Origin of the sequence: Streptomyces sp. NBC_01190 (assembly GCF_045039895.1) — a bacterium.
Lineage (GTDB): Bacteria > Actinomycetota > Actinomycetes > Streptomycetales > Streptomycetaceae > Actinacidiphila.
Genome location: NZ_CP108580.1, coordinates 4,171,358 through 4,190,932, shown reverse-complemented (window position 1 = coordinate 4,190,932; position 19,575 = coordinate 4,171,358). Strand labels below are relative to the sequence as shown.

The window sequence follows — 19,575 nt, the reverse complement described above, 5'->3', positions numbered from 1 at the left end:
GCGACTGAAGGCGACCCGCGGGCCGCGGTCTGGCCGAGCGGGCCGCCCCTCGCATCGGTGGCGGGGCGCGGGCCTACGCGGTGAGGAGCGACGCGGTCTCGCGCAAGCGGTGGTGGAGGTCGCGGTGGGGGGTGCCGGGTGGGAGCCATGCCTTGCGGATCTTCGACAGCGCCGTGTAGTTCGTGTCACAGACGTTCGCCAGCGGCGACTCCCCCGCCTGGGTAAGGAACTGGTACGCGTCCAGCTCGGCGAAGCCGTAATCCCGCTCCAGCCACCGCACCATGTCGAGCTGGGCGATCCGAAACGCGTCCTCCAGCGGCCGGGCCGAACCGGTCGACATGATGTACGTGTCCGACTCCAGCCGGGGCCACGGCGTGGCCACCCCCTTGAGCAGCTCCACCACGACCACCGTGTTCATCGCGCACTCCACCGCCACCCCGCAGGTCTCCCCCTCACCCTGCCGGGCGTGGCCGTCGCCCAGGCTGAGCAGCGCGCCCTCGACGTTCACCCCGAGGTAGCAGGTCGTACCGGCCCGCATCTCGGGGGTGTCCATGTTGCCGCCGTGCGCGTCGGGGACGAGCGCGGAACGTACCTCCAGATTGGCCGGGGCCACCCCCACCGTGCCGTGCATCGGGTCCATCGGCAGTTCGAGCCGCATATCGCCGTCCCGGGTGGTGAAGGCGCAGGTCCGCCGCTCCCGGTCGAGTTCCCACATCCAGACCACCTCGGGCAGCGGCGGCTGGAGGGTGGCGGTGGTGTGGGTGGAGGTCAGCGCGCCGAAGAGCGGCACGGTGGTGGAGGCCGCCCAGTCGCGGGCCGGCTCCACCGAGACGAAGTGCACCGCCACCGTGTCGCCGACCTCGGCGCCCTCGACGTAGAAGGGCCCGGTCTGCGGGTTGAGGAACGGGAACTCGCACACCTCGGAGACCAGATCCCGCGCGGAACGCACCCGTCCCGCGAAGCAGTCCTCGGTGTAGAGGTCGAGTACGGTCCCGGGCGCGATCCGCGCGACGGGCGCGGCGCCGCCGAAGGTCCAGGCGTACGAGCCGGGTTCCGGGCGGACGGTGAGGATGATGGGGTCGGCCATGGGCACGGAGCCTAGGCCCTGGCGGTGGCCTCGCTGAAGGGGCCGGGTGCCCGGGACCGGCGGGGGTCCGGGGTGAGCGCGGGCTCGGGGCCCGCGCGGGCCCGGGGTCAGCGGAGGTCGGCGGACTTCAGGAGGGCGCGGGCCTCGGCGGTGTCGATCTCGTCGGTGAGGACCCGCAGGCCGCGGGTGTCGTGCAGGAGTCCCGCTGAGCGGGAGCGGCGGGCGCCGCGGTCGAGTTCGTGCCACAGGAAGGGGTTGGCGGCCAAGGCGCGGGGGTCGACCTGCGCGCAGGAGCCGAGCGCGTCCCGTAGGTAAAGCCGGCGGTCTATTGCTCCGTCCAGGCGGAGGGTGACCAGCAGGTCGGTACGGACCCGGCGCTTGCGGAAGAGGCCGCGCACCGCGAGCCAGCCGTCGCCTGCGCTGGTGCGGGGCGGCAGCAGGACGGCGAGGAGCAGGCCCGACAGGGCCGTCCAGAGGGCCGCGCGCGGCCAGGTGAGTGAGCCGGCGAGCCCGTCGAGGACCAGGGTGAGGGTGAGCATGATCCCCGACGAGAGGAGGGCCGTCCGCAGCCGACCGGTCCAGCGGCGGTCTTTCGCGCGGGGGGCGCTACCGCCGTTCCGCTCGGAGGGACGGTGGCTGACCTCGGAGAAGGGGTGGCCGTGTCTCATAGGCTCGCACGGTAGGGCTTGTGCGGCCCCGGGAGCAGAGCGTTGGCGCTGCGTTGACGGTGCCCTGACGCGGGGCTCGCGGCTCTTGTCGCCAGCCTAATACGTGGCCTGGCCTGGCGGGGGCTCCCGCGAGCTTGGCGGTGGAGCGGGAGCGGCAGGTGCAGCCCCTTCGGGCCGGTGACGACCTGCGGGCCGCGCTACGGCTGAGCGCGCAGTTCCTCGCGCCCCTTCGGGCCACGGCACCTCCCCCTGGAGCGAGGGCCAAGCCCCAAAGGGGCGCGGGGAACTGCGCGAGCAACCACCCACCGGCCGGTGGACCGGACACGACAGCAACAGCCCCGCCCGGCCGGCGACGACCCGCGGGCCGCGCTACGGCTGAGCGCGCGGTTCCTCGCACCCCTTCGGGCCACGGCACCTCCCCCCGGAGCGAGGGCCAAGCCCCAAAGGGGCGCGAGGAACTGCGCGAGCAACCACCCACCAGCCGGTGGACCGGACACGACAGGAACCCCATCCGGCCGGTGACAAAGCACGGCTCAGGGGACGAGGTGGCCCGCCGCGCGGAAGAGTTCGTACCACTCGGCCCGGGTGAGCGGAAGTTCGGAGCCCTGAGCGGCGCCCGCGACGCGCTCGGGGCTGGTGGTGCCGAGCACAACCTGCATCTGAGCGGGGTGGCGGGTGATCCAGGCGGTCGCGATCGCGATGGCGGGGACGTCGTAGTGGCCGGCGAGCCGGTCGATCACGGCGTTCAGCTCGGGGTAGTCCGGCGAGTCGAGGAAGACACCCGTGAAGAAACCGGCCTGGAAGGGCGACCACGCCTGGATGGTGATGTCGTTCAGCCGGCAGTAGTCGACGATCCCGCCGCCGTCGAGGGTGACCGACTGCTGCTCGGCGAGCATGTTCGCGGAGACGCCCTGAGCGACGATCGGCTGGTGCGTGATCGAGAGCTGGAGCTGGTTGGCCACGATGGGCTGCCGCACGTGCTTGCGCAGCAGGTCGATCTGGCGCGGGGTCTGGTTCGAGACGCCGAAGGCGCGGACCTTGCCCGAGGATTCGAGCTCGTCGAAGGCGCGGGCGACCTCTTCGGGCTCGACCAGCGCGTCGGGGCGGTGCAGCAGGAGGATGTCGATGCGGTCGGTGCGGAGGGCGGCGAGTGAGCCCTCGACGGATTCGATGATGTGCTCGTAGGAGAAGTCGTAGTACGGGCCGTCCGTCACGATTCCCGCTTTGGTCTGGATCGTGATCTCGTCGCGCTGCGAGGGGGTCAGGGCCATCGCGTCGGCGAAGCGGCGTTCGCAGTCGTGGAGTTTGGCGCCGTAGACGTCGGCGTGGTCGACGAAGTCGATGCCCGCGTCGCGGGCGGTGCGGACGAGGTCGCGGACCTCGTCGTCTGTCTTGTCGCCGATACGCATGAGGCCGAGCACGACGTTGGGGGCGAGGATGTCGGTGCCGGGGAGGGTGAAGGTCTTCACGAAGCTTTTCCTTTCAGACGCTCAGCTCCGCACACTACGCGCGCCCCCTCCGCGCGTGGGTTTTGACCGGGGCTCGCGCCCCCGGCGGGGCGCCCCGCAGCAGCGCGGGGCAACCCACCACCGGCCGGTGGTCCGGATACGACCGGAACAGCCCCACCCTGCCGGTGACAACCCGCGGCAACGTCGTGGCTCAGCGCGCAGTTCCTCGCGCCCCTGGCGGGGGGCGCCCCCGCCGGGAGGCGCTGGGGGTACCCCCAGGCGAAGCTCTGGGGGCGGAACGGCGCGAGCAACCGGCCACCCGCCGGTGGACCGGCAACGACAGCAACAGCCCCACCCTGCCGGTGACAACCCGCGGCAACGTCGTGGCTCAGCGCGCAGGTTCTCGCGCCCCTGCGGGGCACGGCTATTCGCTGACGTCGCGCGCGCTCATGTCCTCGAAGGACTCGCGGCGGATCAGGAGGCGGGGGTGGGCGTGGGAGACGGCGACTACTGGGGGGCGGCCGACCATGTTGTACGTGGAGGCCATGGAGAGGTGGTACGCCCCCGCCACCGGGAGGGCGAGGAGGTCGCCGGGGCGTACGTCCTCGGGCAGCGGGACATCCGCCGCGAGGATGTCGCCCGCCTCGCAGTAGCGGCCGACGACATCGACGTTCGCGCGCGCGGCGGCGTGGGTGCGGCCGACGAGCCGGGGCGCGTACCGCACGCCGTAGAGAGCCGGCCGCGGGTTGTCGCTCATGCCGCCGTCGACCGCGACCAGCGTGCGACCCGCCGCGCGCTTGACCGTGAGGACGCGGTAGACGGCGACCCCCGCCGGACCGATCACCGCCCGCCCGGGTTCGAGGGTGAGCCGCGGCACCGGCAGCCCGGCCCGCGCGCAGCCCTCGGCCAGCTCCGCCCGGATCCGGGTGGCGAGCGCGGTGATGTCGAGCGCGCTCTCCCCTGGCCGGTAGGCCACCGCGTGGCCGCCGCCGAGGTCGAGTTCCGGCAGCACCACCCCGTACTGGTCCCGGATCCTCGCCATCAGCCCGATCAGCCGCCGCAGCGCCGCAACGTACGGCTTGACCGTGGTGATCTGCGAGCCGATGTGGCAGTGCAGACCGGCCAGTTCGAGGCCCGGCTGGCCGAGAACCCGGTCCACCGCGTGCTGCGCGGAGCCGTCGGTGATCGACAGGCCGAACTTCTGGTCCTCGGTACCCGTACGGATCGACGGGTGACCGCCCGCCGCCACCCCGGGCACCACCCGCAGCAGCACCCGTTGCCGGTCGCCCGGCGGGACCAGGGCGGCCAGCCGGGCGATCTCGCCGGCGCTGTCGATGACGATCCGGCCGACGCCGAGCCGCAGCGCCGTCCGCAGGTCCTCCGGGCTCTTGGCGTTGCCGTGCAGCAGGATGCGGTCCGGCGGGAAGCCGGTGGTGACCGCGAGTTCCAGCTCGCCGGCCGACACCACGTCGAGGCCGAACCCCTCCTCGCGCACCCAGCGGGCCACCGCCCGGCACAGATACGCCTTGGCGGCGTAGACCACGTCGGCGTCGGGGAAGGCGGCCCGGTACGTACGGCAGCGGGAGCGCACCTCCTCCTCGTCGAGGAGGTAGACCGGGGTGCCGAAACGGTCGGCGACCTCGGCGAGCGGCACCCCGCCGACGGCGAGATCGCCGTCGGCCAGGGCCAGGGTGGACGCGGGCCACACCGAGAGGTCGTCGTCGGCGGGCACGTGCGGAGGCGCGGGGAGCGCCGCGGGGGTCACAGAGATCGACACGGTGCCCTCTCAGCCGATCAGCAGGTGATGGGTGGGCCGCTCGGCCGCTTCGGCCAGGGCGGGGCGGTCGACCGGTACAGCCGGTACGGGCCGTACGCGCCGGTCAGCCCGGGTCTCGGGCCGGAAGGCAGCCACGGCAGGTACGGACGCGGGCGTACTTGCCCGCTCGGCCGCTTCGGCCGGTACGGGGCGGTCGGCCGCTTCGGCGGGTACGACCGGTACCGGCCGCACGCGCCGGTCAGCCCGGGTGTCGGGCCGGACGGCGACCACCGCGGGTACGGACGCGGGCGTACGAACGGGCGCGGCGGCGGATTCGGCCCGAGCCCCGGCCACGGAAACCGCAGCGCGCACAGGCTCGGCCACGCCAACCGCAGCGCGGGCGGGCTCGGCCACCGGCGCCGGCGTCGGCTCGCTCAGCCCGAGCGGCAGCGACCCCGCGTGCCGCGCGGCCGGGGCCGACAGCCGGGGGTCGATCCGCAGCGTGGCGACGCCCAGCGGCGCGGCCAGCGCGCGCAGCGCCGGCTCGGAGAGCCTGATCCACTCCTGGCCGGCGCCCAGCGTACGGATCAGCCGCTGCTCGGAGGTGAAGGCGACGGCGGTACGGCCGCCGAGGGGGGTGCGGAAGAAACGGGCGGCGTAGCCCAGGGGCCCCGACCGGACCGGGACGTAGAGGGGGTGTCCGGCCGGGACCCGATCAAGGGGCTCGGCGTCCTCCGCCGTGCGACTCGACGACATGTGCTTTCTCCTTACACGTTCGGCCGGAACCCACGGGGAGGGGTTCGTGGCACTGCCGAAAACGCTATGCCCGGCCCCGCCCCACCCCGGGTGCTCGCTGACGCCGACTTGACGCGGCACCCCGTTCCCTGACGCGCGCTTGACGCGGCGTCCGCCGCCCGACTGACCCCCGACGGCCCCGGCCGGCGCCGACCGGCCCCGGAGCTCGTAAGGCGGGCCCCCACCCCACCGTCAACGGCGCGTCAACGTACTGCCGGGAGGTGCAAGGAAAGCGTTAACGCGCTGGTAGCCGCGGCCCCCGCCCGTTTGCCTTGAGGAAGCCGCACCGCGCCCCGCACCACGCCCCCGCCCCGCCCCGCACGAACTGCTCGACCACCGGAGAAGCGCCATGTCCGAACCCCGGCCCGGCCGGCTGAAGGTTTTCCTCGGGGCCGCTCCCGGTGTCGGCAAGACCTACCGGATGCTGGACGAGGGCCGCCGCCGGATGGCACGCGGCACCGACGTGGTGGTGGCGTTCGTGGAGTGCCACAACCGGCCGTACACGCTGGCGAAGCTGGCCGGCCTGGAGGTCGTGCCCCGGATCGAGCGGGAGTACCGCGGCGCCGTGCTCAGCGAGCTCGACCTGGACGCCGTGCTGGCGCGCAGGCCCGAGGTCGCGCTGGTGGACGAGCTGCCGCACACCAATCCGCCGGGCAGCCGCAACGCCAAGCGCTGGCAGGACGTGGAGACGCTGCTCGCGGCCGGGATCGACGTGGTCACCACCGTCAACATCCAGCATCTGGAGTCGGTCAACGACGTCGTCGAGAAGATCACCGAGGTGCCGCAGCGGGAGACCGTGCCGGACGAGGCGGTCCGCCGGGCGTTCCAGATCGAGCTGGTCGACATGCCCGCCGACGCGCTGCGGCGCCGGCTCGCGCACGGCAACGTCTACGCCCCGGAGAAGATCGACGCGGCCCTCGCCAACTACTTCCGGATCGGCAACCTCACCGCGCTGCGCGAACTCGCCCTGCTGTGGGTGGCGGGACGGGTGGACGAGGCGCTCCAGAAGTACCGCAGCGACCACGGCATAGGGGGTGTCTGGGAGACCAGGGAACGTGTCGTGGTGGCGCTCACCGGCGGCCCCGAGGGCCAGACGCTGATCCGCCGGGCGGCCCGTATCGCCGACCGCTCGGCCGGCGGCGACCTGCTCGCGGTGCATGTGGCCCGCAGCGACGGCCTGGCCACCGGCTCCTCGCCGGTGGCGCTGGCCCGGCAGCGGCAGTTGGTGGAGAGCCTCGGCGGCAGCTACCACTCGGTGGTCGGCGACAACGTGCCCGGCGCGCTGCTGGAATTCGCCCGCGGCGCCGGCGCCACCCAGCTCGTGCTCGGCTCCAGCAGGCGCGGCCGGCTGGAGAAGCTGCTGACCGGGCGGGGCATCGGCGACACGACCGTGACCAGCTCGGACGAGATCGACGTGCACATCGTCACCCACGAGCGGGCCGGCCGGGGGCGGCTGCTGCCGTCCCGCCGCCGCACCCTGAGCACCTCGCGGCTGATCGCCGGGCCGGTGGCCGGTCTGGTGCTGCCGTTCGCGCTGGCCGCGATCCTCGCGGGCAACCGGGGCAGTCTCAACCTGACCAGCGAGGCGCTGCTGTTCCTGCTGACCGTGGTGGCGGTGGCGTGCGTCGGCGGCGTGCTGTCCGCGGTGGTCGCGTCGATCACCGCGTCGCTGGTGCTGAACTACTGGTTCATCCCGCCGATCGGGAAGTTCACCATCGCCGAGCCCAACAACATCCTGGCGCTCGCGGTGTTCGTGGTGGTCGCCGGTACGGTCGCGGCGATCGTGGACCGCTCGCTGCGGCTCTCGCGCCGGGCGGCCCGGGCCACCGCCGAGGCGGAGACGCTGTCGTCGCTGGCCGGCGGCATCGTCCGGGGCGGTGACGTGCTGCCCACGCTGCTGGAACGGGCCAGGGAGACCTTCGGGATGGACAGCGCGGAGCTGGCCCCGGGACCGGTCGATGACGACTCGGCGGTGCAGGTGCCGGCCGGCGGCGGTTCGGTGCTGGTGCTGCGCGGGCGGTCGCTGCCCGCCGCCGACCAGCGGGTGCTGGCCGCCTTCGCGGCGCACGTCTCGGTGGCGGTGGAGCGGGCCCGGCTCGCCGAGGCGGCGGCGGAGATCGAACCGGTGAAGGCCGCCGACCGGATGCGGACCGCGCTGCTGGCCGCGGTCAGCCACGATCTGCGCACCCCGCTGGCGGTCGGCTGGGCCGCGGTCAGTTCGCTGCGCAGCCAGGACGTGCGCTTCTCCGACGAGGACCGGGACGAACTGCTCGCCACCGCAGAGGAGTCGCTGAGCCGGCTCAACCGGCTGGTGGACAACCTGCTGGACATGAGCAGGCTCCAGGCGGGCGCACTGTCGCTCAAGGTGCGGACCACCACCCTGGAAGAGGTGCTGCCGGCCGCCCTGGAGTCGCTGGAGGCCGCTTCCGACGTGGTCGCGCACGGTCTGGAGCAGGCGCCGGCGGTACGGGCCGACCCGCCGCTGCTCGAGCGGGTCGTCGCCAATCTGATCAGCAACGCGGTCCGGCACGCGCCGCCCGGCAAGCCGGTGCTGCTCACCGCGAGCGCGCTCGGCGACCGGGTGGAGTTGCGGGTCATCGACCGCGGGCCGGGGCTGGCCGAGGAGAACCGGGAGCGGGTCTTCGAGGCGTTTCAGCGGATGGGGGACACGGACAACAGCACGGGGCTCGGGCTCGGCTTGGCGCTGGCGCGCGGCCTGACCGAGGCGATGCGCGGCACGCTCACCCCTGAGGACACGCCTGGCGGCGGGCTGACCATGGTCCTGTCGCTGCCGGCGGCGCCCGACCCCGGGCCGGTTCCGCCCCAAAGGGGCGCGGGGAACGGCGCGAGCGACCCACCACCGGCCGGTGGGCCGGACACGACAGCGACAGCCCCTCCGGGCCGGTGACGACCCGCAGGGACGCCGTGGCTGAGGGCGCAGTTCGCCGCGCCCCTGGCGGAGCGTCTCAGCCGACGTGGACGCGGGGGCGGCGGGTGCGGTCGGACTCGGCCTCGCGGAGCACCTCACGGGTGACCGGAGCCACCTCACCGTGGCCGAAAAGGAAGAAGCGGAGGAAGTTCGCGAACGGACTCCCCTCCGTCCACTCGAAGTAGATGTGCGGCTGGCATCCGGTCACGTCACGCACGTGCAGCAAGAGAGCCGCCAGCGCGTTCGGAATGGACGAGCTCTCCAGCGACAGCACCCGGTAGCGCCCGTGCAGCACATGCCCGTGCACGGTCACCGCCGACTCGAACTCCGACGCGTCCAGCACCGTCACCTCGACGAAGACCAGATCGTCCTCGGTCGGGATGTCGTTGTCCGCCCTGATCTGCTTCACCTTGTCGCGGTACTCCGCCGCGTCCCGCTCCCCCGGCTCATTGGCGATGAACCGGATCCGGCGGCTGGCGATGTCCCGTACGAACCGCGCCGCCATGTCGTCCAGCTCGACACTCGTCACCCGCAGCTCGAAGGCCCGGGCCAGCCGGGACAGCAGCGACACCAGCACGATGCCGCCGATGAAGCACGCACCGATCTTCACACCGTCCGGCCGCTCCACGACGTTGACCACCGTCGTGTAGAGGAAGACCACCGCGATGACCCCGAAGCCGACCGTCCAGCCGCGCTGCCCGGCCTTGCGGGACGCGATGGTCACCGCGATCGCCGCCGAACTCATCAGCACCAGCACACCCGTGGCGTACGCGCCGCCCTGCTTGTCCACGCTGGCGTCGAAGATCCACGTCACCAGGAACGCGACCAGGGTGAACACCAGCACCATCGGCCGTACCGCCCGCGCCCAGTGCGGCGCCATCCCGTAGCGCGGCAGATAGCGCGGCATCAGGTTGAGCAGCCCGGCCATCGCCGAGGCGCCGGCGAACCAGAGGATGGCGATGGTCGAGAAGTCGTAGACCGTGCCGAAGGCCGATCCCAGGTACTGATGGGCGAGGAACGCCAGCGCGCGGCCATTGGCCTGGCCGCCGACCTGGAAGTCGGCCTTGGGTATCAGCACGGTGGTGATGAAGCTGGTCGCGATCAGGAAGACGCTCATGATCAGCGCCGCCGTGGTGAGCAGCTTCTTGGTGTCCCGGATCCGGCCGGCCGGATTCTCCTCGGAGTCGCCGGGGTCCCCCTGGACGTGCGGCATGACCGCGACACCGGTCTCGAAGCCGGACATGCCGAGCGCCAGCTTCGGGAAGATCAGCAGGGACACACCGATCATCACGAAGACGTTGCCGCGCTCCATGGTCAGCCCGTGGCGCCAGTCCGTCACCAGGTGCGGGGCGCTGAGCACGTGCCACAGCCCGACGCCGACCACCACCACGTTGAGCACCAGATAGAGCGCGACGAGCACCACCGCGACCCCGATGGCCTCCAGGAAGCCCTTGAGGAAGACCGCGCCGAGCAGCGCCACCAGCACCAGCGTGATCAGCAGTTGGTGGCTGTGCAGGGCACTGGTGAAGTGCGGGTTCTCCACCAGGTGGGTGGAGGCGTCGGCCGCGGACAAGGTGATGGTGATCAGGAAGTCGGTCGCCGCGAAGCCCAGCAGCGCCAGGACGAAGAGCTTGCCCTTCCAGAACGACAGCAGCCGTTCCAGCATCGCGATCGAGCCCTCGCCGTGCGGACTGTCCTCGGCCACCCGGCGGTAGACCGGCAGCGCGCCGGCCAGGGTGACCACGACCAGGACGACGGTGGCGATCGGCGAGAGCAGTCCAGCGGCGAGCGCGGCGATGCCCGGCTGGTAGCCGAGGGTGGAGAAGTAGTCCACGCCGGTGAGGCACATCACCCGCCACCAGCGTTGGCCCTGGTGCTCGGCCGATTCCGCCGCGTCGGCCGCATCCACCGCGTCGGACGCCGTGAGCTGCTCCGGCCGGCCGGGCTCCAGCGTGCCGCCGGCCCCCTGACGGCCGCCCTGCCGTCCGCGCGGCGGGGTCTTGGCCATGTCGGACATGCCCTTCAACATCCAGGCACGAAGGCCGCCGGTCGAGGCGGTGGTGGCCAAGGTCGAGCTCCTGTTCTTACGGCTGCCGGGCGGCATCCGAGGTCCGGAAGGTTCCGGGGCGAAGGGTCCGGGGCGCGGGTCCGGCCTCCCCGGGGCCGTGCCGACGTCAACACAGCGCGGGTCAGCGTACGCACAGCGTATGTACGCGGGGGAGGGCGGCCCCCGGGTCCTTAGCGGGTTCTTAACGCGTGAGATGCGTCTCCATCGGGGGCGGCGAGGCGGCGGCGAGAGGTGGGGCAGGGGGCCGGCGGACGGGTCCGCGGACATGGGTCGGGGGCAGGCGCGGATGGCGCCTGCCCCCGATCTGGATTGCTAACGGGCGGACTTCGGACTACGGATCAAGCCTTCGACTCGGTCCCGGCCTTGCCGGTCGCCTTGGCGGGCTTTTCCTCGACCTCGGCGTCGGCGTCCCCGTCGACCTCAGCGTCAGCTTCGGCTTCGGCTTCCGCTTCCACCTCGGGCCGAGCATCCGTTATGTCAGCTTTGTCCGCCGAAACCCCGGGCTCGGACTCCTCCTCCGTACCGCCCTCCTCGAAGCGGGCGTCGAGCACCGCGTCGAGTTCGGCCGTCCACTGCTTCAGGACGGCGCGGGAGGGGGCCTCCACGTCCGTCTGGAACCAGCGGCGGGTGGAGGTGTAGACGGTGACCGAGAAACGGCGGCCGAACCGGGGCGTGTCGATCTCGACCGCGCCGATCTCGTCCCAGCCGAACTCCGCCTCCTGGTCGTCCAGCCGGAAGGTGACGCCGGCGGCGTCGGCGATGATCGCGCCGCGCCGGTCGGTGACCTCGAAGACCGGGAGGCCGTCCGCGGCGCTTTCGTCGGCGTCAGCGACATCCCCGTCGACATCGGCATCGCCGTCAGCCGCGCTCTCGGACCCGGCGGCCGCGTCCTCGGGACCGGCGTCGTCGGCGACGAGGGCACCCTTGTCAAGCCGGGGCGCCCCCTCGGCAGACTCGTCGGCTTCCGGGGCGGTGGCGGACCGCGCCGCCTTACCTGGTTTACCTGGGGTGATTTCGGCCGCTTCGGGCGGAATGTCCGCCGTCGGCACCGCGTCGTCGGCCCGCCCCTCGGCCGGGGGCGGGGGCGTGAGGCCGGGAATGTACGCAGGATCGATCCCTGCGGGTGGCACCGGCGGGCTGCTCGAACCTATGCGCTGCTCCACGCCGGGCAGTATGGCCGATAAACCTGTGCCGTCAAGTTCACCTCGTCAACTTGGCGCCCAGGCCGGGACATTCGGGTACTCACCGGTCACCCAGACCCGCCTCCGCCAGATCCAGCTCGTGCTGGAGCCTGCGCCGGGTCGTGTCGCTGATCCGGTGCGCCGTGTAGAGCTGCCGCAGCTCCTCGTTGGCCACCCGGATCACCTCCCGCCGCAGGCCGACGTAGGCCTCTTCGAGGCGGTCGCCCGTCGGGCCGTCCTCAGTGTTGTCCAGGCGGGCGACCAAGTGCCGGCGGATGCCGAGCAGCGCGGCCTCCGGGTGCGTCTCCAGGCCCGCGAGCTGGTCGACCCGGGCCAGCGCGGCCCGGTCGAGCGCGTCGCGGGCGCCGGCCTCCTCCCGGGCGGTGTGCTCGGGCTCCAGGGCGAGCCCCGACCGGCCGACCACCCCGCCCAGCGTCAGGCCCTGGACGACGAGGGTGAGGACCACCACGGCGGTGGTCAGCACCAGCACCAGCGGGCGCCCCGGCAGGGCACTGCCGTCGTGCGCGGTGAGCGGGATGGACAACGCGGCGGCCAGCGGCATCACGCCCCGGGTGCCGGCCCAGGTGACCACGCCCGCCACCCGCCACGCCGGCTGCCCGCGCCGCGGCCCGACCACCGAGGCCATCGGCAGCACCCACAGCACCCGCAGGCAGAGCAGCGCCCCGGCGACGGCCAGCGCCTGCACCGGCCAGGCGCCGGTGCCGTCCGGCAACGCCCGCACCAGGGTGGGCAGTTCGAGCCCCACCACGCTGAACACCACGCTCTCCAGCAGAAACACCACCACCGCGTTGACCGCCGAGAGCTGGAGCCGTATCCGCGCGTCGGACAGCCGGTGGCCCGACCGGCCGAGCATCACGCCCGCGACCACCACCGCCGTCACGCCCGAGGTGTGCGCCGACTCCGCGAAGACGTACGCCGTATAGGGGGTGACGAGGGCGATCACCGTCTCCAGTACGGGGTCGGTGGTGCGCCGCCGGATCAGCCCGACCAGCCCGGCCACGACGGCGCCCACCGCCGTACCGCCGCCGGCCAGCAGGACGAACTCGCCGGCCGCCGCGCCCGCGTGGACCGCGCCGGCGGCGACCGCGGCGGTCACCGCGACCTTGAAGAGCACCAGTGAGGTCGCGTCGTTGAAGAGGCTCTCGGCCTGCACCAGCGTCTGCACCCGCCCCGGCAGCGCCAGCCGCCGGCCGAGCGCGGTCACCGCCACCGGGTCGGTGCTTGCCAGCACCGCGCCCAGCACGAAGGCCATCGGCCCGGACAGCGGGGTCACCGCGACCGCCAACGCGCCGACGGCCGCCGCGGACGCCAGCACCAGCCCGAACGCCAGCACGGTCACCGGCCGCCACACCGCTTTGAGGTCACGCGGCGACAGTTCCTCGGCCGCGGCCTGGAGCAGCGGGGGCAGTACGAAGAGGGCGATGGCCTGCGGCGGGATCCGGAAGGGGGGCACCCCCGGTATCAGCGCCACCGCGAGACCGGCGAGTACGAGCAGCGGCGGTGCGGGGATCCGGCCGCGCCGGGCGAAGGTGGCCACGGCGGTGGCGAGCACCACCAGGCCGAGTACGGCTCCGACGTCGCGCATCCGGACACCCCAGGTCGTCACCGGGGCCGCGGGGGCCGCTTCCCGGCCGCCGTTCCTTACCCCGCGCCGACCAGACTTCCCGGCACACCACGGCCAGATTATCGGACTTTCCGCCCCCACGGCCTTCGCGCCGCTCCACCCGTCCGTGCTGCCCCGAGATCCCTCGAACGAATGAAGCGCCCGCCGGGACCCATCCGTGAACGCCACAGCCCCGAAGGGAGGTTGTGAACGATCCCCGACCCACCAGCCCCCCTGATGCGCTCCAGCCCCCCGCGCCCCAGCGCCCTCCTGGCGCCCCAGCCGCGGCGCCGAGCGGCGTGTTCGAGGCGAGCCCGGGCGCTGGCCCGGGGGCCGGTGCCGGTCCGACCGGCGGCGCCGGACGTCTGGTGGCGCGGGGCGTACGGGTCGGGTTCGGGGCGCTGGCGGGGCTGCTCGCGGCGGCGGCCTCACTGGGCGTGGCGGAGCTGGTCGCGGGGGCGGTGCGGCCGGCCGCGAGTCCGGTCACCGTGGTCGGCGGGGTGGTGATCGACCGCACACCGGTGTCCTTGAAGGACTACGCGGTCCGCCACTTCGGCACCAACGACAAACTGTTCCTCCAACTCGGCATCGTGGCGATCCTCACCCTCTTCGCCCTCGCCCTCGGCGTGCTCGCGCTGTACTTCCGCCGGACCGGCTGCGCGGGAGTGCTCGCCTTCGGCCTGGTCGGCGCGCTCGCCGCCTGGAGCCGGCCCGACCGCCACCGGCTCGACGTCCTCCCCTCGCTGGCCGGAGCCGTGGCCGGAGTGGCCGTGCTGTGGCTGCTCACCGCCCGGCTCGCCCTGGCCGACCGACAGCGCGGCGACGGCGTCGGGACCCAGGTCGGCGAGACCCGGGTCCCCGACGCGGCGGCCCCGGTGCCGGCCGGGGTGGCCGGTCCCACAGCCGGTCCCACAGCCGACGAAGCGGCCGGCCCCGCGGCTGACGAATCGGCTGACGAATCGGCCGACCCAACCGCCGAGCCCGGGGCGCCGTCCGACGGCGACACCGCACCGGCCGAGGGGCCGGGCCCGGAAGGCGAGCCACCGGCGATCCCGGGGCAGACCGGGTCGGCGCCCCGGCAAGCCCCGGCCCCCGGCCCCCGGCCAGGGCCCTCCTTCGACCGGCGCGGCTTCCTGATCGCCGCGAGCGCCGCCGCTGCCGCCTCCGGCGGAGCCGGCCTGCTCGGGCGGAAGCTTGGGGAGCGGCGCGGCGCGGCGGCCGTCGCGTCCCGTAGCGGCGTCATATTGCCGAGGCCCGCCTCCCCGGCGGCGGCGGTCCCGGCCGGCGCCCAGCTCCGGGTCCCCGGCATCAAGCCGTTCCTCACGCCCACCGCCGACTTCTACCGGGTCGACACCGCCCTCGCCGTCCCCCGGATCGACGCCACCACCTGGCGCCTGCGGCTGCACGGCCTCGGCGTCAAGCGGGAGTTGACGTTCAGCTACGCCGACCTGCTGCGCCGCGAGCTGATCGAGCGCGACATCACCCTGACCTGCGTGTCGAACGAGGTCGGCGGCCCCTACGTCGGCAACGCCCGCTGGATCGGCGTCCGCCTCGCCGATCTGCTCCGGGAGGCGGGGGTGGTCGCCCCCTCCAGGGGCGGACCCGCCGACCAGCTCGTGGCGCACTCGGTGGACGGCATGACCATCGGCTCCCCGGTCGAGACCGTGTTCGACGGCCGGGACGCGATGCTCGCCCTCGGGATGAACGGACAGCCGCTCCCCTTCGCCCACGGCTTCCCGGTCCGCGTGCTGATCCCCGGTCTCTACGGCTATGTGTCCGCCTGCAAGTGGCTGCGCGAGCTGGAGCTGACCACCTTTGCCGCGTACGACGCCTACTGGGTCCGGCGGAGCTGGTCCCGGCAGGCGCCGATCAAGACCGAGTCGCGGATCGACACGCCCAAGCCGTTCGGCAACCCGAAGCCCGGCCTGGTGCCGGTGGCCGGGGTGGCCTGGGCGCAGCACCGCGGCATCGACCGGGTCGAGGTGCGGGTGGACGGCGGCGCGTGGCAGACCGCCCGGCTCGCCGCTGAGGACACCACGGACACCTGGCGGCAATGGATGTGGCCGTGGCAGGCCACCTCCGGCCCCCACCGTCTTGAGGTCCGCGCGACCGACCGGGACGGCGTCACCCAGACCGAGCACCGCGTCGGCACCGTGCCGGACGGCGCCACCGGCTGGCACTCGGTGGTGGTCAGCGTGGACTGACGCGCGGCCCGCCCCCCTGACCCACCTCCCAACCCCTTAGCCCACCACTGACCAACCCCGAAGGAGCAACCGTGAACACTCTCACCGTCCGCCGGATCGCCGTCACCGTAAGCGCCGCCGCCGTCCTGCCGCTCGCGCTCACCGCGTGTTCCAGTGACAGCAAGGGCTCGGCCGCCTCGGCGCCGTCGGCGTCGGGCATGCCGAGTACCACCGCTCCCGCCACGAGCGCGATGCCCTCCTCGGCCGCCGCGATGGACCAGCCCTTCGGGCCCGGCTGCGCAGGTGTGCCGAAGAGCGGCGCCGGCAGCTTCGACGGCATGTCGAAGGACCCGGTGGCCACGGCGGCCTCCAACAACCCGGCGCTGTCCACGCTGGTCACCGCGGTGAAGAAGGCCGGACTCGTCGACACCCTCAACAGCGCGCAGCACATCACGGTGTTCGCGCCGACCAACGACGCCTTCGCCAAGCTCCCGAAGGCCACCCTGGCCAAGGTGCTCGCGGACAAGGCGATGCTCACCAAGATCCTGACGTACCACGTGGTCGGCGAGCCGGTGACGGCGCCCGACGGCCTGGCCAACGGCAGCTACACCACCCTGGAGAAGGGCAAGCTGACCACTTCGGGCTCCGGCGAGTCGTACAAGGTGAACAACGTCGCCAACATCGTCTGCGGCAATGTGACCACCTCCAACGCGACCGTCCAGATCATCGACACGGTCCTGATGCCCCCGGCCTAACCGACCCGGCTGCTCCCTGGCTGCTCCCGGCCGGCTCCCATCCCCTTCGCCGTCCCCCGCCATCCCCCGCCCGCCCCGGGAAGCCGGGCGGGAAAGATCGGGAGAGAATCGGAAGAGCTGCCAAAGTCCCACCCATCCGGACGTCGCGCGGCGCCGAATCACCGTAGACCGCGTGACAGTCCCGGAGGTGTCGATGCGCGTGACAGCAGAGAACAGCCCGGCGCCCGCGTCCCCGACAGGGGCGCTGGAGTCGCTGCTGGAGCGGGTCGCCCTGGGCGACCAGGGCGCCTTCGAGAGCCTCTACACGGCGGTGGCCGGCTCGGTGCTGGGCCTGGTGCGCCGGGTGGTGCGGGACCCCGCCCAGTCGGAGGAGGTGGCGCAGGAGGTGCTGATCGAGGTCTGGCGCCAGGCCGCCCGGTTCGACGCGGCGCAGGGCAGCGCCATGGCCTGGATCATGACGATGGCCCATCGCCGGGCCATCGACCGGGTGCGCTCGGCGCAGGCCGCCGCCGACCGGGAGCACACCGCGGGGCTGCGGGACCACAGCCCCGCTTTCGACGAGGTCACCGAGCAGGTCGAGCGGCGCCTGGAGCGCGAGCAGGTACGCCGCTGCCTCGGCCAGCTCACCGAGTTGCAGCACGAGTCGGTGACCCTCGCCTACTACCGCGGCTACACGTACCGGGAGACCGCCGAGGTGCTGGGCGTGGCGCTCGGCACCGTCAAGACCCGACTGCGGGACGGACTGATCCGGCTCCGCGACTGCCTGGGGGTGACTTCATGACCATCGCCGACCTGCACACACTGACCGGCGCCTACGCGGTCGGCGCGCTCCCCGAGCGGGAGGCGGCGGACTTCCGGGGCCACCTGACGCGCTGTGCGGCGTGCGCGCAGGAGGTGCGGGAGTTCCGGGAGACGGCGGCCCGGCTGGCGCTCGCGGTGGCCGAGGTGCCGCCGGCCGCGCTGCGGGTCCGGGTGATGGCGGCGCTGCCGGAGGTACGGCAACTGCCGCCGGTGCCCGCCGGGGCGCGCGGCCGTGTCGTGTCGCTGCGCGACCGGCGGTGGCGGCACCGGCTGCCGTATCTCGCCGCCGCGGCCTGCCTGGTGGCCGCCGCGGTCGCCACCGGAGTGGCCGTGGAGGCCCGCCGGGACGCGGACACCCAGCGGGACCGGGGTGTGGTGGCCGAGCAGCGGGCGCGGGTGGTGAGCGCGCTGGCCGCGGCGCCGGACGCGGCCTTCCACACCGGGGCGCTGACCGGCGGCGGGTCCGCGACCGTGGTCTCCTCCACCCGCCTGGGAGCGGCCGCGATCCTCTACCGCGACCTGCCGCCCCTGCCCGGCTCGCGCGTCTACGAGCTCTGGTACAGCCGTGACGACGTGATGGTGCCCGCGGGTCTGGTCGACACGAAGGACCCGTCCGGTTCGCTGCTGCTCCAAGGGCACCCGAACGGCGCCGTCGGGGTGGGCGTCACGGTGGAACCGCACGGCGGCTCGGACACACCCAGCGGCTCCCCGCTGGTCGTCGTACCCCTCTGAGATCCCGCCCGCCCCGGGCGCCCGCCCCTGGGCGCCCGGCTCACCCGTCCGATGTGCCCAAGATCACCCGCCCGCACCGGCTCTCACCCATCCGGCCCACCCATCCGATCCGGCCACGGCGCCGAATCCCTGACACCGAGGCAGAACCGCCGCCGGGAGCACCCGGCGGCGGACGCGAGAAGCGGCGGCGAGCAGCGGCGGCGAGAAGGAGCGTGCGGTGGAGCGGCGACAAGTGGCCGTGGTGGGCGGCGGGGTGGCGGGCCTGACCGCCGCCCATGTGCTCCAGCGGGTGTACGACGTCGCGCTGTACGAGGCGGACGACCGGCTCGGCGGCCACGCGCACACCCATGACCTGGCCGGGGCCGACGGCCGGACCACCCGGGTGGACTCCGGCTTCATCGTGCACAACGAACGCACCTACCCGAACCTGCTGCGGCTCTTCGCCGAACTGGGCGTGGCCACCCAGGACGCGGAGATGAGCATGTCGGTGCGGTGCGAGGGCTGCGGCCTCCAGTACGCGGGCGCCCGCGGCGCCGCCGGGCTCTTCGCCCGGCCCGGCAGCGCGCTGAGCCCCCGTTACCTGCGGATGCTGGCGGAGATCCCGGCCTTCCACCGCGCCGCCCGGGCGGCCCTGGCCGCGGACCCGTACGCCCAGGACACCCGTACGCTCGGCGCCTTCGTCGCCGAGCACCGCTGGTCGCGGTACTTCAGCTCGCACTTCCTCACTCCGCTGGTCTCCGCCGTCTGGTCCTGCGCCCCCACGACCGCGATGGTCTACCCGGCCACGTACCTCTTCCGCTTCCTCCAGCACCACGGGATGCTCTCGGTCACCGGCTCCCCGCGCTGGCGGACCGTCACCGGCGGCTCGGTCGAGTACGTCCAGCGGGTCGGCAAGCGGCTCTCCGCGGTGCACACCGCCACCCCGGTCCGGGCGGTGCGCCGTGGCGATCTCGGCGCGGAGGTGACGACCCAGGACGGCACCTCGCGGACTTTCGACGCGGTGGTGCTCGCCGTCCACCCCGACCAGGCGCTGCGCGTCCTCGCCGACCCCACCGCCGCCGAGCGCCAGGTGCTCGGCGCCTTCGGCTACTCCCGCAACCCCACGGTGCTGCACGGGGACACCTCGCTGCTGCCCTCCGCCCCGCGGGCCCGCGCGTCCTGGAACTACCTGATGCCGTCCTGCGCGACCACCGCCGAGGGCGTCCGGGTCTCCTACGACCTCAACCGGCTGCAACGGCTCGACACCGGCGAGCGCTATGTGGTGACCCTCAACGGCGCCGACCGGGTCGACCCCGAGCGGGTGCTGGCCCGGATGGTGTACGAGCACCCGATCCACACCCCGGAGTCCGTCGCGGCCCAGCGGCTGCTGCCCGCGCTGAACACCGACGTCACCGCGTACGCAGGCGCCTATCACGGCTGGGGCTTCCACGAGGACGGCTGCCGCTCCGGGGTCGAGGCGGCGGCGGCGCTCGGGGTGCGCTGGTGACCCCCGCGACCGGCGCCGCCCCGGACACCCCGGCTCCGTACGGGCCGGGTCCCGGCGAGCCG

14 protein-coding genes are annotated in these 19,575 nt (G+C 73.6%); 6 read left to right on the top strand and 8 right to left on the bottom strand.

What is annotated here, in order from left to right:
- Positions 1-73: 73 nt before the first annotated feature.
- The 5 genes from OG519_RS17490 to OG519_RS17470 all read right to left on the bottom strand — a co-directional run bounded on the left by OG519_RS17490 (position 74) and on the right by OG519_RS17470 (position 5,715).
- On the bottom strand, positions 74-1,087 hold the full coding sequence (locus tag OG519_RS17490; RefSeq protein ID WP_405584460.1) for an acetamidase/formamidase family protein: 1,014 nt from the start codon (positions 1,085-1,087) through the stop codon (positions 74-76).
- A gap of 107 nt (positions 1,088-1,194) precedes the next feature.
- Positions 1,195-1,755 carry a hypothetical protein gene (locus OG519_RS17485; protein WP_405584457.1) on the bottom strand — a complete coding sequence of 187 codons (561 nt, stop codon included), beginning with the start codon at positions 1,753-1,755 and terminating at the stop codon, positions 1,195-1,197.
- Between the two features lie 533 nt (positions 1,756-2,288).
- The gene (locus OG519_RS17480; protein ID WP_405584454.1) at positions 2,289-3,224 is read right to left on the bottom strand and encodes an aldo/keto reductase family oxidoreductase; all 936 of its coding nucleotides are present in this window, start codon (positions 3,222-3,224) and stop codon (positions 2,289-2,291) included.
- A 403-nt stretch (positions 3,225-3,627) separates the two neighbouring features.
- Positions 3,628-4,980: a diaminopimelate decarboxylase gene (gene lysA, locus OG519_RS17475; RefSeq protein WP_405584452.1), complete on the bottom strand. Its 1,353-nt coding sequence runs from the start codon at positions 4,978-4,980 to the stop codon at positions 3,628-3,630.
- 9 nt (positions 4,981-4,989) lie between these two features.
- Positions 4,990-5,715, bottom strand: a complete 726-nt coding sequence (locus OG519_RS17470) for an SAV_915 family protein (protein ID WP_405584450.1) — start codon at positions 5,713-5,715, stop codon at positions 4,990-4,992.
- Between the two features lie 388 nt (positions 5,716-6,103).
- On the opposite strand from OG519_RS17470, the gene OG519_RS17465 reads away from it, so the two are divergent.
- Positions 6,104-8,662 (top strand): ATP-binding protein, encoded by a 2,559-nt coding sequence (locus tag OG519_RS17465; RefSeq protein ID WP_405584447.1) that lies wholly within the window; start codon positions 6,104-6,106, stop codon positions 8,660-8,662.
- Between the two features lie 58 nt (positions 8,663-8,720).
- Here the strand turns inward: OG519_RS17465 and OG519_RS17460 are convergent, their stop codons facing one another.
- The 3 genes from OG519_RS17460 to OG519_RS17450 all read right to left on the bottom strand — a co-directional run bounded on the left by OG519_RS17460 (position 8,721) and on the right by OG519_RS17450 (position 13,538).
- Positions 8,721-10,712: an amino acid transporter gene (locus tag OG519_RS17460; protein WP_405592800.1), complete on the bottom strand. Its 1,992-nt coding sequence runs from the start codon at positions 10,710-10,712 to the stop codon at positions 8,721-8,723.
- Positions 10,713-11,089: 377 nt separating this feature from the next.
- Entirely contained in the window at positions 11,090-11,914 is an 825-nt protein-coding gene (locus OG519_RS17455) for a hypothetical protein (protein ID WP_405584445.1), read from the bottom strand.
- Positions 11,915-11,993: 79 nt separating this feature from the next.
- Positions 11,994-13,538, bottom strand: a complete 1,545-nt coding sequence (locus tag OG519_RS17450) for a Na+/H+ antiporter (RefSeq protein ID WP_405584443.1) — start codon at positions 13,536-13,538, stop codon at positions 11,994-11,996.
- A 386-nt stretch (positions 13,539-13,924) separates the two neighbouring features.
- Between OG519_RS17450 and OG519_RS17445 the strand changes: the two genes are divergently transcribed.
- The 5 genes from OG519_RS17445 to OG519_RS17425 all read left to right on the top strand — a co-directional run bounded on the left by OG519_RS17445 (position 13,925) and on the right by OG519_RS17425 (position 19,513).
- Entirely contained in the window at positions 13,925-15,760 is a 1,836-nt protein-coding gene (locus tag OG519_RS17445; protein ID WP_405584440.1) for a molybdopterin-dependent oxidoreductase, read from the top strand.
- Positions 15,761-15,831: 71 nt separating this feature from the next.
- Complete coding sequence (locus OG519_RS17440) at positions 15,832-16,494, top strand: fasciclin domain-containing protein (RefSeq protein ID WP_405584437.1); 663 nt, start codon at positions 15,832-15,834, stop codon at positions 16,492-16,494.
- A gap of 193 nt (positions 16,495-16,687) precedes the next feature.
- Positions 16,688-17,275, top strand: a complete 588-nt coding sequence (locus OG519_RS17435; protein ID WP_405584435.1) for a sigma-70 family RNA polymerase sigma factor — start codon at positions 16,688-16,690, stop codon at positions 17,273-17,275.
- Entirely contained in the window at positions 17,272-18,027 is a 756-nt protein-coding gene (locus OG519_RS17430) for an anti-sigma factor domain-containing protein (RefSeq protein ID WP_405584433.1), read from the top strand. Before OG519_RS17435 ends, OG519_RS17430 begins: the two co-directional genes overlap by 4 nt.
- 217 nt (positions 18,028-18,244) lie before the next feature.
- Positions 18,245-19,513, top strand: coding sequence for an NAD(P)/FAD-dependent oxidoreductase (locus OG519_RS17425; RefSeq protein WP_405584429.1), 1,269 nt, complete (start codon positions 18,245-18,247; stop codon positions 19,511-19,513).
- Positions 19,514-19,575: the final 62 nt, after the last annotated feature.